12 protein-coding genes are annotated in these 17,177 nt (G+C 32.6%); 3 read left to right on the top strand and 9 right to left on the bottom strand.

Going from position 1 to position 17,177, the window contains the following annotated elements; translation table 11 throughout:
• Positions 1-32: 32 nt before the first annotated feature.
• The 3 genes from HMPREF0446_RS04195 (at position 33) to HMPREF0446_RS04205 (ending at position 8,419) form a co-directional block, all read left to right on the top strand.
• Positions 33-3,602, top strand: coding sequence for a PD-(D/E)XK nuclease family protein (locus HMPREF0446_RS04195; protein WP_006702651.1), 3,570 nt, complete (start codon positions 33-35; stop codon positions 3,600-3,602).
• Between the two features lie 3 nt (positions 3,603-3,605).
• Positions 3,606-7,340, top strand: coding sequence for a helicase-exonuclease AddAB subunit AddA (addA, locus tag HMPREF0446_RS04200; RefSeq protein WP_006702650.1), 3,735 nt, complete (start codon positions 3,606-3,608; stop codon positions 7,338-7,340).
• 464 nt (positions 7,341-7,804) lie between these two features.
• Entirely contained in the window at positions 7,805-8,419 is a 615-nt protein-coding gene (locus tag HMPREF0446_RS04205; RefSeq protein ID WP_006702649.1) for a DUF624 domain-containing protein, read from the top strand.
• A gap of 19 nt (positions 8,420-8,438) precedes the next feature.
• On the opposite strand, the gene phnE (HMPREF0446_RS04210) is transcribed toward HMPREF0446_RS04205, so the two are convergent.
• The 9 genes from phnE (HMPREF0446_RS04210) to HMPREF0446_RS04250 form a co-directional block, all read right to left on the bottom strand.
• The gene (gene phnE, locus HMPREF0446_RS04210) at positions 8,439-9,248 is read right to left on the bottom strand and encodes a phosphonate ABC transporter, permease protein PhnE (protein ID WP_006702648.1); all 810 of its coding nucleotides are present in this window, start codon (positions 9,246-9,248) and stop codon (positions 8,439-8,441) included.
• A gap of 16 nt (positions 9,249-9,264) precedes the next feature.
• Positions 9,265-10,083, bottom strand: coding sequence for a phosphonate ABC transporter, permease protein PhnE (phnE, locus tag HMPREF0446_RS04215; protein ID WP_006702647.1), 819 nt, complete (start codon positions 10,081-10,083; stop codon positions 9,265-9,267).
• Positions 10,073-10,834 (bottom strand): phosphonate ABC transporter ATP-binding protein, encoded by a 762-nt coding sequence (gene phnC, locus HMPREF0446_RS04220; RefSeq protein ID WP_006702646.1) that lies wholly within the window; start codon positions 10,832-10,834, stop codon positions 10,073-10,075. The genes phnE (HMPREF0446_RS04215) and phnC overlap by 11 nt, the downstream gene beginning before the upstream one ends.
• A gap of 69 nt (positions 10,835-10,903) precedes the next feature.
• Complete coding sequence (locus HMPREF0446_RS04225; protein WP_006702645.1) at positions 10,904-11,959, bottom strand: phosphate/phosphite/phosphonate ABC transporter substrate-binding protein; 1,056 nt, start codon at positions 11,957-11,959, stop codon at positions 10,904-10,906.
• A 487-nt stretch (positions 11,960-12,446) separates the two neighbouring features.
• A complete protein-coding gene (locus tag HMPREF0446_RS04230; RefSeq protein ID WP_006702644.1) occupies positions 12,447-13,265 on the bottom strand; it encodes an aminoglycoside N(3)-acetyltransferase in 819 nt (272 codons plus the stop codon).
• Positions 13,266-13,748: 483 nt separating this feature from the next.
• A complete protein-coding gene (locus tag HMPREF0446_RS04235; protein WP_006702643.1) occupies positions 13,749-14,585 on the bottom strand; it encodes an L-ribulose-5-phosphate 3-epimerase in 837 nt (278 codons plus the stop codon).
• Between the two features lie 9 nt (positions 14,586-14,594).
• On the bottom strand, positions 14,595-15,287 hold the full coding sequence (locus HMPREF0446_RS04240; RefSeq protein WP_006702642.1) for an L-ribulose-5-phosphate 4-epimerase: 693 nt from the start codon (positions 15,285-15,287) through the stop codon (positions 14,595-14,597).
• 21 nt (positions 15,288-15,308) lie between these two features.
• Complete coding sequence (locus HMPREF0446_RS04245) at positions 15,309-15,593, bottom strand: PTS sugar transporter subunit IIB (RefSeq protein WP_006702641.1); 285 nt, start codon at positions 15,591-15,593, stop codon at positions 15,309-15,311.
• Between the two features lie 87 nt (positions 15,594-15,680).
• Positions 15,681-17,177: a PTS ascorbate transporter subunit IIC gene (locus tag HMPREF0446_RS04250; protein ID WP_020991357.1), complete on the bottom strand. Its 1,497-nt coding sequence runs from the start codon at positions 17,175-17,177 to the stop codon at positions 15,681-15,683.

Genomic DNA, 17,177 nt, shown 5'->3' on the forward strand with positions numbered 1-17,177 from the left:
AAGTTAAAGGGAATAAACGATTGGAGGTTCTTATGAGTTTCGAAGTCATTCTTACAAAAGAAACAAGTGCGAAAGTTTCGCAAATATCTAGAAAAATTGCAGATTGGTTAAAACAATCTAACATGAATCAAGTTATTTATCTTGTACCAGATCATATTAAGTTTTCTGCTGAATTAGAAATGATTCAACAAGTGGGGCAATTATTGCAACAACCACAAAATTCATATGCAGTAACGAAAATGCAAGTTTATAGTTTTAAGCGATTGGCCTGGTATTTTTTAAGAGATCATGCTGCACTTCAACGTCCTTCTTTATCCAAGGTTGGAATTTGTATGATTTTACAAAAAATATTATCTGAATATCAAGATGAATTAGTGTTATTTAATAAGGAATCTCGTCATAAAGGATTTATTGAACGTTTATCTGCTGTTATGCAAGAATTTCGTTTAGGAGGAATCGAAATAGAGGATTTCTCTGGGTGGTTCGAACAGGATTCTTATGAAGAAATTGATCAACGTTTGAAAGAATTTGGCATCATTTATAAACATTATTTAGATTATTTAAAACAAGATTTTGTTCAATCGGAAGATTTATTAAAAATATTAGCACAAGAAATTTCATTGAAGGATTTATCTAATACTTATGTCGTAATTGATCAATCGTATCACTTAAATGCGATGGAATTAGAAGTAATTGATGCTTTAGTGAAATCGTGCGGAGGAGTAGAGTTCTATACTACTGCAACAACAGATGCTTTTAAACCAAAAGAAAAACTAGAATCTAGTTTATTTGATTCCAATCGTCAATTAGTTTCTCGTTTACTAAATTGGTTAATGATTGATGAAAGTAAACCAGTTTTAAAAGAATTAAACGAAGAGAATTGCGCTTATCATCCCGACTTTTTAGAACTCGAACAATATTGGCTAGAAACAAGTGGAGGACTTGAAACTTCTTCTAATCGTACATCAAGAAAAATTGAAGATTTACAGTGGACGACTTATGAAGATGAACGTCAAGAAATCCAAGAAACATTAGCAACGATTAAAACCTTAGTCGATAGTGGTAAATATCGTTACCAAGATATTCAAATTTTATCGAGAAATTTAGAAGAACAACAAACACTCTTACAACCTTTATTAGAAACGTATCAAATTCCTTATTTCATGGATTTATCCGATACAATGGAGCATCATCCACTCATTCAAGTACTAGATGCGATTTTTGCTATCCAGAAGCATTTTTGGCGTTATCATAACATAATGAACCTATTAAGAAGTGAATATTGTTTCTGGCCCTTAAATCGAGCAAATTTAGAGAATAAGCATGATGAAGAAGTTACGCTAAGAGATGCTTTGATTCACTATCGTCAAAAATTAGATGAAACTGAAACGATTATACTAGCTCAAGGCTATGAAGGAAAAGATTGGATTTCAAGAAAAACATGGAATTATCAAGTTGAAAACATTGATGAAGATAGCTTAAGTAGCAGAGAAGTTCTAGTCCATCAACAATTAACACAAGCACAAGAACTACGAGAACAAATCGTCTCTTTATTAGAACCATTTTATAAAAAATTGGATAAAGTTGAGACAACAAAAGAAGCGATAACTCTTCTATATCAATTATTAGAAAAAATTGGTGTAACGGAAGCATTCTTATATTGGAGAAATCATGCTGCCAATATTGGGGATATCCAGACAGCTCGTAGACAAGATCAAGTATGGAATGAATTTTTAAAATTATTAGAGGAGTATGTTTATATTTTTGGAGATGAACCGTTTGATTGGGAAATCTTCCAATTATTATTACATACTGGATTCGAACATACACACTATAATATGGCTCCTTCTACTTTAGACCAATTAACCTGTACGGGAATCGATTCTGTTCGTTATTCTCCTAAAAAGGTTACTTTTGCGATTGGTTTATCGCAAGGCGTCCTTCCTCGAATGGAAGAGGAGAGTGGGCTAATGACAGATGAAGAAAGAGAGTATTTATTAAGTAAATTAGATAGTGGTCGTTTCCTACATCCAACAACCATTCAAAAACAATCAGTAGAGCCATTTTTATTTTATAAAGTGTTAACTTCAGCAACTGAAAAGTTATACTTATCAATGCATCATACAGATAAAGGCGCTAAATTAAAATCATCTAGTTTTGTAGAACGTATTTTAAATCAATATGAGATTACTACCCAAGATGGGAATCAAAAGCAACAAGAACGATTTGAACAGGGCGAGTTTGTAACGATTCATGAATTATTTACGACTTTATTACAAAAACTTCGTCAGTATAAATTTTCAAAAGAAGAAGATATTCCATCTATTTGGATTGCTTTACCTCATTTATTAAGACAGGATAAAGATTTCCAACAGGAGTATCATACATTAGTGGACAGTGTATTCCATTTAAATATTGCAAAGCAATTACCAAAAGAATTGGCTGCTGAATTATACGGAAATCATTTATACTTATCAACTTCTCAAGTTGAAACCTTTTATAAGGATCCATTTAGTCATTTCTTACAATATGGGTTAAATGTACGAGAGCGTAGAGAGTTCGAATTAACGGCTGCTGGATCTGGGGAATATTTCCATGAAACATTTGACCAGTTCATTCGCAAAGTTCATGAATTGAAATTGGATATTCGTGCTATAGATGCAGCTACAACAGAAAAAGTATTAAAAGAAATTTTCGACTCTATGAATGATGATGCAAGATTCCAAATTTTAAATGCTACACCAAGAATGAATTGGACAAAAGTACTACTACAAGATACGATTCGACAAACATTATCAGCAGCATTATTGCAATTACAACAATTACAAGTAACACCATGGAAAACAGAAGTTGTTTTTGGAGCAAAATCTGATAAGAAAATTGAAATCCCATTGAACGATACTCAATCGTTATTTATTCGTGGGAAAATTGACCGTATAGACCTTTTAGAAACCGAAAAGGGTTATCATTTAGGAATTGTCGATTATAAATCCTCAGCACAAAAATTTGATATCAATCGATTACGTTATGGAATTCAATTGCAACTATTAACGTATTTATCAGTTGCTAGAAACATTGTTTCTGACCAATTCAAGAAAACAGTGACGCCTTATGGTGGATTATATATGCATGTTTTTCAACCAAGCTTTAACGCTAAAGATCTGAAATCAGATGCAGATTTTGAAGAAACTCGTCTGAAAAAATATAAATTATCTGGATTATTAACGAATGATTTAGGCGTTCTGCAACAAGTTCAACCTGATTTTGAAGCAGGAGACTCTATTGTATTGCCATTTGGCGTTAAGAAAGATGGAGAATACAAGGCAACTAGCCAAGTCTATGCTCCTGATGATATTAATTTATTAATGGACTTTGCTTTCTATCAATTGAAAACTGCTGGAGAAAGAATTTTAAATGGAGAAAATCAAATTGCTCCATTTGATGAATTAAAAGAATATGCAGATTCAGTGAATGGAAAATTCAGTGCAATTTCAATGTTTGATGCAACGAATCCAGAAAATAACTATCAATTTTTAACGAAAATGCCTCTTCAAGAAAACTTAACTTGGATGAGAAATAAAATTGACGGAAAGGAGGAATAATCTATGATACCAGTAAAACCAGAGGGTGTACAAGCAACTCCTGAACAATGGCAAGCAATTTGGCAAAGAGGCGATAATTTATTAGTTTCTGCTTCTGCCGGATCAGGAAAAACTAAAGTATTAGTTGACCGAATTATGGGATATATAGAAGATGGCGTTAATATTGATTCTTTATTAATTGTGACTTTTACTGAAGCTGCTGCAAAAGAAATGAAAGAACGTCTGCGTACTAATTTAGAAAAAGCTATTACAAAAGAAACAGATATTACTAAAAAGCATATGTATATCAAACAACTAAGTTTATTACCAAATGCTACGATTTCTACCATTCATAGTTTCTGTATGAAAGTCATTCGTCGTTATTTCTATTTAAGTCAGTTAGACCCTGTATTTTCACTATTAAATGAAGTAGAGGGGACTTTATTAAAAGAAAAAGTATGGCGAAACATACAAGATGAATTATTAGAAGAACATTCTTGGATGGATGGTTTAATGCGCTATTTTTCTAGTGATCGTAATGATGATGGATTTACAACATTAGTTTATCAACTATATGATTTTTCACGTTCAAAACCAAATCCAAAACAATGGATTTCTTCTTTAGCGGATTTATATGAAACAAAGGATGAATATGGTGAAATTCCTATTATAAAGGATCAATTTGCACCTTATATTGTCGAAGAATTAAAGTATTTAGTTTCTGCCTATGATGAATTAATTAAATTAGCTGAAGTAACTGGATTTGAAAAGTGTAAAGACGTAGTTGAAGCTGATGCCCAAAAAATTCAGGAAGTATATACAGCATTTGCAAGTGGTAATTACACAGCAGCATACACATTAGCGCAGGGAGTAAGTTTTGACCGTTTCCCAACTGTTCCTAAAAAAGATGAAACTACAGATAGAGAAGCAGTACAGGCCATTAAACGTAAAAGAGATAGCCTGAAGAAACATTGGGAAGATCAAGTATTAGCAACAGCATTTTTCGAGTCACCTGAAGTGCAAATGAAGCATTTAAGAAATATTTATCCAATGATGTTACATTTATCTCAAGTTGTATTGAAATTTTATGAAGCTTTCCAATTAGAAAAGAAAACTTCAAATAAAATTGATTTCTCTGACTTAGAACATGATACATTATCCATTCTTTCTACTGAGAAAAATGGAGTCCTTATCGCTAAAAAATATTATAAAGAACTATTTACTGAAGTTTTAATCGATGAATACCAAGACGTAAACCGAGTTCAAGAGGCCATTTTAACAAGTGTTGCTAGGGAGAATAATCTCTTCATGGTAGGAGATGTGAAACAATCGATATATGCATTCCGTTTAGCAGATCCATCATTATTTAGAGATAAATATGAAGCTTATGCAGATGAAAATGGCGGAAAACGAATTATTTTAGCTGAAAACTTCCGTTCTAGAGATCAAGTATTATCCTTTACAAATTTAATTTTTAGACAGATTATGGACCATGAATTAGGTCAAATTGATTATGATGATTCAGCTGCTTTAAAAACTGGAAACTTAAATTATTCAGATGATACAGATAAATTTAGCGAATGCTATATTATTCAAAATGCTAATCTAGAAGAAGAGGAAGAAGAATCTTCTGGATTGGAATCGGAAAGTCCGATTGATAGTTCAGCTAGTGCTGAAGTCCATTTTATTGCGGGTAAGATTAAAGAATTGATGGCAAATCAATTTGAAATAATGCATGAAGAAAGTACAAAGGAAAACCCGAAAAAACGACCAATACAATATAAAGATATTGTTATTTTAGCGCCAACAAAGGCTAATAATGGATTAATTGAAGAAATATTTACTCAATATCAAATTCCTGTTTTAGTACAAAAAAATCTTCAATATTTTAAACGAACAGAAATTGCCATTATGATGTCTGCACTAAAAATTATTGATAATCCTACCCAAGATATTCCATTTGTTTCAGTATTACGTTCAGGAATCGTTGGATTAGATGAAATAGCATTAGCTCATATTCGTAAAAACAATAAATCTTGTTCGTTTTACGAAGCTTGCGTTCATTTTGTGGAGCATTTTACATTAGAAGAAGTGAATTATTATGATAGTTCTCAACAACAGCAATTGAAAGAACGTATAAAATCATTCTTAGATCAGTTAGAATCTTGGCGAGATATTGCGAACCATCAATCTATTAGTACGCTTATTTGGCAAATTTATATGGATACGAACTATTTAACATATGTTCATGGGCAATCTGTTGGACAGCAACGTGTCTTGAATTTACATGCTTTGTATAAATATGCGAAAGATTTCGAAGATTCTAGCTTTAAAGGATTACGTAACTTTGTTCGATTTATTCAACAAATGCAACATAAAAAACAAGATCTAGAAGAACCTACACAAATTTCTGACGAAGAAGATGCAGTTCGTGTGATGACAATTCATGCAAGTAAGGGATTAGAATATCCAGTAGTATTTTTAATGAATGCTGGAAAGAAATTCAATCAGCAAGATATTCGCCAACAAGCCATTCGTAGTGATGAATTAGGTGTCGGAGTGAAATATTTACAACTTCCTGAAAGAATTCAATGGACAACCATTCCATATGTAATGGCCTATAAAGCAGAAAAAAATAAATTACTTTCTGAAGAAATGAGAAAATTGTACGTAGCAATGACTCGTGCACGTGAAAAACTCATTATTGTCGGTTCTTTAAAAGATTTCGACAAATTTAAAGAAGAACATTCGATGATAGAAGATATTGATGATGAAACATTACCATATTCTCTTCGTTATCATGTCGATAATTATTTAACGTGGATTTTAATGGCTACAATGAGAAAGCAAGAGAAAGTTTCCTTCCATCAAGAAGTCATTGACTTTGAACAAATTAAACAGAATGCACTCAATTGGATTCAAGAGACTGAAACGACTTCTATTAATGAAGTAGAGTGGTTACAAAAGCAAGTAGAAGGAAAACCGGTTAAAAATTTATCAAATTTATTAGAAGATTTAAAACAAACGTATCCTTATTTGTTAGCATCCACTACAGCAAGTTATCAAAGTGTATCTGAAATTAAACGAATGAATGAAGAACCAGATGTAAAACAACTACCTCAGTTGGAAGAACAAACTCAAGAAACAGAAAAAAATGTACAACAATATGTTTATTTAACATCTGAATTAGCAAAACCTAGCTTTATTGAGTCTAAACAAAAAGTTTCAGCTGCAGAACGTGGAAGCGGTTTACATTTATTAATGCAAAAATTAGACTTAACGAAGGAAATTACACCAGAATTTATTCAAGAAACAATTCAGCAATTAGTTGAGACGCAATTTTTAGAAAAAGAAGTTGCTGCAGTTATTCCAGTTGACCAAGTATATCATTTCTTCCAAAGTGAATTTGGTCAATGGATACAGGAACATCAAGCATTATTAAACCGTGAACAAGCATTTTCACACGTTGTAACAGCAAAACGTATCTTTAAACATTTACCAGATAATGAAGATTCGATGTTGATACACGGGATTATTGATGGATTTGTGGAATTAGATGATGAGATTATCTTATTTGATTATAAAACGGATCATGTGGTACCAACACAAAAAGGTATCCAAAAAGTCGTCGATAAGTATAAACAGCAATTAAATTTATATGCTGAGGCATTAGAAACAAGTTATCAAAAGAAAGTTACTAAACGTATGTTATGTTTATTATCGATTGGTCAATCGATAGATATTTCTAATGTTGAATAATGGATAGAAGGACGTTCGTGAGGAGCGTCCTTTTATGTTTGGTTTGGATTGTGGAGGAGGAATTGTTTTAGATGGTAGGATTCTTGATATGAAACTTTCTTTAATATATATTATGTAAACCTATATATCGTTCGAAATAATTGATTGACTGTAGCTAGGTCGCCAGCAGCCTCGCTTTGCGAGTCTCATGGCTAAACTTTGAGCCTTGGTCTCAAAGTTTCCCTGTAAAAGAATCCTATCTGATTCTTTTACTTTAGCTACTGTATCAATTTATTTCTTCCTTTTTACGTTAAGTAACTACAAATACTGCATAAAATATTTTCTTACTTTTTACGTTAGAAGTCTAGAATGTTATCTATTGTGTTTTAATTATATGATATGAACTTCCATACGATAACTTGCTTAATTTGGGGCTTAATCGTATAATGTATTTTGTATTTTATATAGTTAAAGGATGGTTTTGGATGAAATTTAATGAGGAAAGTCCTTTTTGGAGATTTGCTACGATGTTGGCGGATTTTATTTTGTTGAACTTATTAGTGATTGTAATTAGTATTCCTATTGTTACGATTGGACCTGTTTTGGCGGCTTTGTTTTATACAATGATGAAGTTTTCCGAAAATGAAGATGGTTATTTAGTGAAAACATTTTGGAACGAATTAAAACATTTATTCTTTGTACGTGTTGCTGTCTCTTTAATTTATACAGCAATCATTGCAGCGACTGTATATGTGATTCAATTTTGGTATAGTTTTCAAAATATTTTTTGCATGATGTTAGCGATAATTTTCTTTTTATTTCTATGTATGACGATCACAGCAATGTTAATTTCGTTAGCAAGAACACAATATTTTGGTACGATTAAGAGTTATATTCGTGATGGATATTTATTTATTTTTATTTCTTTAAAGGAAGCTGTTGCTATTCTGGCAATTCCAGTTATTTTAATCGGATTTAGTATTTTCCAAGAAACGGTCTTATATTTCATGGGAATTATTGGAATTTCGTTAATGGGATATGCATTAGCTCCATTGTTTCATAAAATGTTTTCAAAAGTAGAAAAAAAGCATGAAGGATAAACCCTCATGCTTTTTTAATTTACCCACGTGCTAAATGAGTACGAATTTTCGTTGATAAGTATTCAATGACTAATACTAAGACGATTAATCCGCATAGGATAGCCCCTACTTCATGCCATTTATAAGCTGTCATAGCAAAGATTAACGGAGCACCGATACCACCGGCACCTACCATCCCTAAAACAGTCGCATCTCTTAAGTTCATATCAAAACGATAAATTACTGTTGAAATGAATGCCGGAATTAATTGTGGCAAAATCCCAAAACGAATTTTTTGATAGAAATTACATCCACTAGCATCTAATGATTCCAAAATCTTGTAATCCAAATCTTCAATAGCTTCGATATATAATTTAGAAATCATCCCAATCGATGCTACAGACATTGTAAGCAACCCTGTAAAGGCACCAGGACCTGTTACACGAATAAACATTAATCCGTAAATTAAAGTTGGAACCGTACGAATAGCCATAATTGCTGTACGTCCAATAATTGCAACTGGCTTTGGTACAATATTTGTTGCTGAAATAAATGAAAATGGAATTGCTAAAATTGCTCCTACTAATGTTCCTAGAAATGCAATTGCAATTGTTTCTAATAATAAATATGGAACACCTTTCGTTGTAAAGTTTAACAATAAGGATGTTTCAGGAGTTACAATCCCTTGTAAAATACTTTGAGAAATTTGTAATCCATTTTCTGGAATTTTACTTAATTCAATCGTTGATCCAGACCATGCAAAAATGATAATGAATAAGAATAAAACGCCTAATTGAACAATCCATGTACGAGGAGCTTTTTCATATTGTTTTAATACTGCTTCATTCATGTGTTTAACTCCCCTTCTATGTTAATTTCGTACGTAAGTAGTAACTTACTGATTCAATAATGACTACAGTAAAGAATAATGTTACTAAAATCATCCCTACATTACCATATTCACGCCAACCAAGGTTCTCATTTAAAATAATCCCGATACCACCGGCACCTACATATCCTAAAATAGATGCATAACGAACATTACCTTCAAAGCAATATAATGAACTTGCTAAGTAAGTTGGTAAAATTTGAGGAATAATTGCACTTGTAAATGCTTGACCTTTTGTTGCTCCTAAAGCTTCAGCTGCTTCAAAAGCTCCCATATCTACAGTTTCAATTTGTTCATATAATTGTTTACCACAGTAAGCAAAAGTATAAGTTGCAATCGCAAATGTACCAGCCATTGTTCCTAATCCAAAGATATAAGTTGCAATTAAGGCTGTTACAAGAGTTGGTAATGTACGAACCACACTTAAAAATAAACGACTTAAACTAATAATCCATTTATTTTTAACAATATTACTAGAAGCTACAATGGCAAATGGAATTACTAAAATTGATCCTAATAATGATCCTAATAATGACATTTTAATCGTGTCAATTAATGGTTGCCAAATATTACTTGAATATTCCCAGGCAGGTGGAAACATACGACCAATAATAACAAAAAATTGAACACCACGTGTTAAAATGGTATGTAGATTAAACCCAGTAATTTTAGCTGAAAAATACATTGCAATTAACAAACCAATGACAACAAAAATAGCTTTTGATTTTGGCTCAGTAACAGTTGTACCATTTTTTAATGTAAATTCTTTTGAAGCGAAGAGTTTATTATCCTTCATGTAACTCCTCCGCCTTTCCTTTATAGATTAAATCTAACACTTCTTTTGTTACTTGGCTACTTGGACCATCATAAACAATTTCTCCATCACGAATACCAATAATGCGATCTGCATATTCTAAAGCTAATTCCACATGGTGAATATTAAGTAAAATAGAAATATTTAAATCTTGGTTAATCTTTCTAAAGTCTTCCATTACACGCTTAGCAGTAATAGGGTCTAATGCCGCAACAGGTTCATCTGCTAAAATAATTTCAGGATTTTGTGCTAAAGTTCTAGCTAATGCAACACGTTGTTGTTGTCCACCAGATAATTGGTCAGCACGGATAAAGGCTTTATCTACAATCCCTACTTTATCTAAAGCCTCTAAGGCGTGTAATTTTTCTTCTTTTGTATAAATTCCAAATAATGAACGAAGAAATGGAATATCCGGAACAATTGAAGTTAATACGTTTTTAATAACCGTTGTTCTTGTTACTAAATTAAATGATTGGAAAATCATCCCTACTTTATTTCTACGGAATTTACGAAGAGATTTTCCTTTTAATGAAGATACATTTGTACCATCAACGGTTAAAGTTCCTTCAGTAATTTCAATCATACGATTGATAGTACGAATTAAAGTTGATTTACCAGCTCCTGATAAACCAATAATTGAAACAAATTCACCTTGTTCAATTTCTAAATTAATATTTTTTAACCCTTTAACTCCATTTGGATAGGTTTTTGAAACATTTTCAAATTTAATCATATCTGTCCTCTTTCTCAAAAAAAGGGTCAGGATTCGCTCCTAACCCTCATTTGATCATCATTTCTTTCCTTAGTTACCTGATTTTAATTTTTTAAGAACTTTTTGAGCTTCACGTTCTTTATCGTAATCAGATGCATTAGCTTTCTTATATCCTGAATGAGAGTAAATCTTAATGACTTCTTTACCTTCATCTGTTCCAGCTAGTTTGATCATTGCGTTAGCAAAAGCTTCTTTGAATGCGTCGTCTACAATTGGAGAAGATTTACTTACTGAAATTGTATCGTTATAAATATCTGGAGTTACACCAATAACATTTGTTTCTTTCCAAATTTCATCTGAACGTCCATATTCACTTGACCATTTTTTAGCATAGTCAGAACGTAAGTCAGCATATCCAACCATAATATCAATTTGTCCTGAAGCTAAACGAGCTGCAGATGAAGCATAAGAATCAGATTGAACAACATTTTGTAAATCTGAAATATTTTTACCAAATTTATCTTGTAGCCATAATGTAGGATAAATATATCCTGAAGAAGAAGAAGTTCCTAAAACTCCCCAGTTTGCTGAATTTAAATCATCCCATGAAATGTCTTGACCACTATTCACTTTTTCAGCAATAGCTTTCCCTTTTTCTGTTGGCCCAGCAATTACTAAGCCTTTATAAGAAGTAACTTGTTCATTAGAACGTTTAGATTCTTTTCCATCATTCCAATCTTTTGGATTAGTTGAATTCTTTTCTAAACCAGAACGAGTTGCTGTTAATAATACGTCTACCTCTTTGTCAAATAATACATAAGTACCACCAGGAATGAATCCCACATCTGCAGTACCTGATGCTAAAGCTTCCCCTACTGCATCAAAGCTTGTTCCAACATTGATTTCAACATTATTAACTGTATAACCTTCATCAGCTAATTGTTTCTTCAATAATTCTTTTAATGGTTCAGTAGCAGTTACAATCGCTTCTGGATCACGAGAAGGTACAAATGCAACTTTTAAAGTATCAATTGTTTTAGATCCATTACCTTTAGAACCTGAATCACTAGATTGACTTGAACAAGCTGCAAGTAAAGCTGCTGCTGATACTCCAAGTACTAATTTTGACCAAAAAGACTTCTTCATAAAATATATCCCCCTAAGATATGTTTTCTACAAGATTGAACTCTCAACCTCAAGTACAATCATACAAAATACGAACGATAATTACAAGAGTTTTTACTTGAAAAATACATTTTTAGCTACATTTTCATAAAAATAATTCATTTTCAAACAGTGTAAACGTGTAAAATACGAACAATAAATGTATGAAAGCATGAATAATAAATAACTAATAAATAATGAAACAAATTATATATCAAAAAATATAAAAATAACCGAACGTTTTAATTTATGACGTTCGGTTATTTTCGTGATGATTTGAAAAGGTATTTTTCCCCTTAACTTCTTCAGAATACATTGAAAATACTGTAGACATTGTAGCAAGGTCGCCAGCAGCCAGCTAAAGCTGTCTCATGGCTAAACTTTGAGCCTAGGTCTCAAAGTTTCCCTGCAATTGCTACTATAGAGTATTTTCTATGTTATTCTGAATCTGTACGTCAAATAGCTTTTCTCATTCTTTTAATTGATAATAGTGTTCCGCAAAATCTACACATTCTTTCATATCGAATAAATAAACATTACTGTCGTTAATTGAAATATGATTAACAGTATACTGTTCCATAAAATTCTTTTGAACTTCTAAATAGTCATCGTAAATATCTAATTCAATATTTTTAAGCGATATCCATTTTTCTCCATCTTTCGTTAAAATTTTACTTTTTTCATGAATGACTTCTCTATTCAATCGATTTTCCGCTAAATGGAGTGAAGTATTCGTTTCAAAATCAGTGCCAATCATTAATACTTTAGCACTTATTGAATACATTCTTCCTAATGGTGATTTGTCTCCAAATGGAAAATCCAAAGAATCCTGTCCAATAATTTCACTAGCCTTCTCTCCTATCGCCGTAAAAGAATACATAGGATGATTACTTCGAATGGAATCAGGTAAAATTCCAATAAATTGACTAAAAGCTCCCATCGCTTTACTATACGATAACTCCTTTGAATATGCAGGCATAGCATCACGAATGACATCATGCCATTCATCTGGAACTGGAGGATACTGCCAACTAGCAGGATCTGATATTTCAACCGTTTGAGACGGAACTACAATCGTTCCTTCAATACCTATTACTTCTCTTAACGCCAAATATAAAGCTTCAGCTCCACCAACCACATACCCTAATGAAGACAAAGAAGCATGAACTAATAAAGTATCTCCACGTTTAATTCCTAACTGGGAAAATTTATGAATCAAATCGTCCTTCGTAACTGGTTTAAAATTTTTATCAATACACTTTTGCATATAAGAATACAAAAAAATCACTCCCCTCTTTTTCGTATCATCATTAAATTAATTATAACTGTTAGAATAGAAAAAACAATAGGATTCAGTATACATAGAAAATACTGTTGATATATCAGCAAGGTTGCTGGCTAAACTTTGAGCCTAGGTATCAAAGTTTCCCTGTAATAAAAATAGCTAACGCTACTTATATTGCTTTTATTACTATAGAGTATTTTCTATGTATTCTGAATCCGTACGTAAAATATGTATTCTAATACAATAAATGACATAAATATTTAAAGTGAATGACTAGATTATACCTTCCTCAGTTGCAAAAAGAATATATATAAATATATATTCCCGCAAAATTCGAGACTACAGGCTCGAATTTTAGCCATGAGACTCGCAAGCGAGGCTGCTGGCGGCGCTGCAACAACCCAGGGAGGTATAATCTATTCATTCACTTATACGTACTAAAAAACATCCCTAGACACTCTAAGGATGTTACATAAAATTCTTCAATTATTTTTCTGGGAAATATGAACGTAAGAATTTGTTAGCGAAATGAATATCCTCTAACCAGTTTTCTTGTCCAACATACCAGAATTCGCCAGTGAAACGACGAACACCAATTGATAAGAAAGTATCCACCATTTTCTTGAAATCAATTTGTCCAGTTCCAAAAGGAATTTCACGATAATGTCCAGGAATTGTTTCTTTTAAGTGAGCAGCCACAATATGACCTTTCCCTAATTCAATATCTTCATAAACATTTTTCGCGCCAGGTTCTAAAGAAGCATTTTTTAAGTTTCCTGAATCTGGATAAACTTGTAAATAAGGTGAATCTACTAAGTTTACAAAACGCATTGATTTTTCCACTGTATTCATAAATGGAGTTTCCATTGTTTCGAATCCTAAAATGATTCCTTTTTGAGCTGCTAATAAAGTAGCTTTTTTCAAGTTATCAATAAAGAATTCTAATGTATCTGCATCCCCTTCTTCATAGTATACATCATAACCAGCTAATTGAATGACACGAATTCCTAAATCGTCCGATAATTCAATGGCTTTTTCCATGATTTCCATACTACGTTCACGTACAGATGCGTCATGTGATCCAAATGGATATTTACGGTGTCCACTTAAACACATTGAACGAATTGAAACGCCAGTTTCGTACATTGTTTTAACAAGTTCAAGACGTTCTTCTTTCGTCCACTCTAAACGAGCTAATTTTTCATCAGTTTCATCCACACTCATTTCTAAAAAGTCGAATCCAGTTGCTTTAACCGTTTCTAACTTTTCTTTGAATGATAATGTGTTTGGCATTGATTTTTCATATAATCCTAATTCGTACATGCTTAACTCCTACCCTTGTCCATAGTATGCATTCGCACCATGTTTACGTAAATAGTGCTTGTCTAAAATTGTTTGAGACATTGGTTGTAAGTTTGGATTTAATACTAAGTTATGCCAAGCCATATTTGCGACTTGTTCTAAAACAGTAATGTTGTGAACAGCATCAAAAGCATCTTTACCCCATGCAAATGGTCCGTGGTTAAATACTAATACACCAGGAATTGCATTAGGATCTTTATCTTTAAATGTTTCAACGATCACTTTACCTGTTTCTAACTCATAAGCACCTTTAATTTCTGCATCAGTCATCGCACGAGTACATGGGATTGTTCCGTAGAAGTAATCCCCTTGTGTTGTACCGAATGCAGGAATTTCTTGGCCGTTTTGAGCCATTGTAGTTGCCCAAGTTGAGTGAGTATGAACTACCCCTTTAACATCTGGGAAATTACGGTAAATTTCTAAGTGAGTATCTAAGTCAGAAGAAGGTTTTAATGCTCCTTCAACTTTATTTCCATTGATATCTACAATAACGATATCTTCTGCTTTCATTACATCATAATCTACCCCTGAAGGTTTAATAGCGATAACGCCAGCTTCACGGTCGTATTCTGAAACATTACCCCAAGTGAATAATACTAAATTATGTTTTGGTAATAATAAGTTTGCTTCAAGAACACGTTGTTTTAACGCTTCATATGCCATGATAAAAAGACTCCTTTTTAATTAAAGCTCTAAAGCTGCTGAAATTTTTTCAGTCATTTCTTTTTCTGATAATAAGTTTTGTAAACCAACGATTTTAGTGTTTGGTAAGTCTAATCCATCAAAAATTTCTAATAATGCTGAAGAAACAACTACCATGTCATAGCTTTTAGCTGATGATTTTGCTTCTGATACTGCACAGTGATGAACTTCCAACGGAATATTTAATTTACGGAATACGTTTGTTAATTTCATTTTAATAATTTGGCTTGATCCCATTCCACTTCCACATGCTGCTAATACTTTCATTGATATCTCTCCTTTAGAATTTGATAACGGGTAAGTCAATCTTACCCGTCATCTATTTTACTATAAAATATAATCACTTAAAATAGATTAAGCTTGTTTGTTTTCTAAATATGTTTCGTAATCTTCAGCGATTAAGAAATAATGTTCTTTGTTACGGCTGTATTGTAATTGAGGGATTGCTAAAAGAATAACTAATACAATACCTAAACCAATGTATTGGAAGTGTTGCATTAAGAATCCAAATCCAACCCAAACTGTATCCCAGTCGAAGTTACCATGCCATCCACCGAATGCTGCTAATCCGAATGCTCCAGCTGCGATTGCTCCACCTAAAACTTGGATAACACCTGATAAGAATGACATAATTGAAGCAGCACGTAAACCACCTTTGTGGTTAGCATATACTGCAAATGTTGCGTTGTCGAAGAATACAGGAACGAAACCTGTGATAATTAATACTGGAGATTTGAACACGATTAATCCTAAGATTGCGATTACTTGTCCTAAAACCCCGAATAAGAAACCGATTGTTACTGCGTTTGGAGAACCAAATCCGTATACAGCAGCACAGTCAACGGCTGGCATAGAACCTGGTAATAATTTGTTAGAGATACCTTGGAACGCTTCTGATAACTCAGCAACGAATAAACGAACCCCTAATTGTAAAATTTGTACATACACTGTAAATGTTAAAGCAATTTGTAAAATATAGAAGAAGAAGTTGTCGCCTTCTTTTAATGTAGCCATTTTGAATTTAGAAGCCATCACTACGATTTCTTGACCGTTTACGCTTACTAAGTAATCTTTACCTAATACTAATAAGATAGCTCCGAAGAATACTACCATTAAGATAGAAGTTGCTACGATTGATTCTTTAAAGATTGATAAAAATCCTGGTAATTCTAAATCTTCAATTTTCTTGTCGTTTTTACCTGAGAATTTGTGTGCGAATTTATCTACTAACCAAACCCCGAACATTTGTTGGTGACCAATTGCAAATCCGCCACCTTCAGTTAATTCTTGAGTTGCTTCTACAGTTAAGTTAGCTGCTACTGCCCAATAAACCCCTAAAACGATACCCAATAAAACAACAAATTGTAATTGTTGTACATTGTCACCTAAAGCTAATGCCATTAACCAAGTAGCTGTAGCTGATTGTTGTACCATGATGTGACCAGTGATGAAAACAGTACGTACTTTAGTTAATTTACGGAAAATTACAAGTGCTAAGTTAGTTAAGAATGCTACTAAAAGTACTTGTACTGTTAAACCAGTTGCATGACCAGCTTGTTTTAAAGCTGCTTCTGCTGCTGCTTGACCAAAATATGGGTCGATAACTGCTGCTTGTAAACCGAAACGGTCACCTAAAGCTGCTAATACTGGACGGAAGTTTGAAACTAATCCACCAGCTGCTACGTTTAAAATCATATAACCAACAACTGCTTTAATAAAACCAGCTAATGCGTCATACCATTTACGGCCTAATAATAAGTAACCTACTAAAACGATTAAACCTACAAAGTATTGTGGTTTAGTAAAAATGTTTGAATAGAAAAATTGCCAAAAGCCAAATAAGAATTCCAT

It is taken from the genome of Granulicatella elegans ATCC 700633 (assembly GCF_000162475.2).
In the GTDB taxonomy this organism is placed as follows: domain Bacteria; phylum Bacillota; class Bacilli; order Lactobacillales; family Aerococcaceae; genus Granulicatella; species Granulicatella elegans.

Bases quoted from the DNA above. Each gene is read 5' to 3' on its own strand.
- HMPREF0446_RS04245 (WP_006702641.1), bottom strand. From the start codon at position 15,593: ATGAAAGTATTAGCAGCATGTGGAAGTGGAATGGGATCAAGCCAAATT.
- HMPREF0446_RS04235 (WP_006702643.1), bottom strand. From the start codon at position 14,585: ATGTACGAATTAGGATTATATGAAAAATCAATGCCAAACACATTATCA.
- HMPREF0446_RS04240 (WP_006702642.1), bottom strand. From the start codon at position 15,287: ATGGCATATGAAGCGTTAAAACAACGTGTTCTTGAAGCAAACTTATTA.
- addA (WP_006702650.1), top strand. From the start codon at position 3,606: ATGATACCAGTAAAACCAGAGGGTGTACAAGCAACTCCTGAACAATGG.
- HMPREF0446_RS04225 (WP_006702645.1), bottom strand. From the start codon at position 11,959: ATGAAGAAGTCTTTTTGGTCAAAATTAGTACTTGGAGTATCAGCAGCA.
- HMPREF0446_RS04195 (WP_006702651.1), top strand. From the start codon at position 33: ATGAGTTTCGAAGTCATTCTTACAAAAGAAACAAGTGCGAAAGTTTCG.
- HMPREF0446_RS04250 (WP_020991357.1), bottom strand. From the start codon at position 17,177: ATGGAATTCTTATTTGGCTTTTGGCAATTTTTCTATTCAAACATTTTT.
- HMPREF0446_RS04205 (WP_006702649.1), top strand. From the start codon at position 7,805: ATGAAATTTAATGAGGAAAGTCCTTTTTGGAGATTTGCTACGATGTTG.
- phnE (WP_006702648.1), bottom strand. From the start codon at position 9,248: ATGAATGAAGCAGTATTAAAACAATATGAAAAAGCTCCTCGTACATGG.
- phnC (WP_006702646.1), bottom strand. From the start codon at position 10,834: ATGATTAAATTTGAAAATGTTTCAAAAACCTATCCAAATGGAGTTAAA.
- phnE (WP_006702647.1), bottom strand. From the start codon at position 10,083: ATGAAGGATAATAAACTCTTCGCTTCAAAAGAATTTACATTAAAAAAT.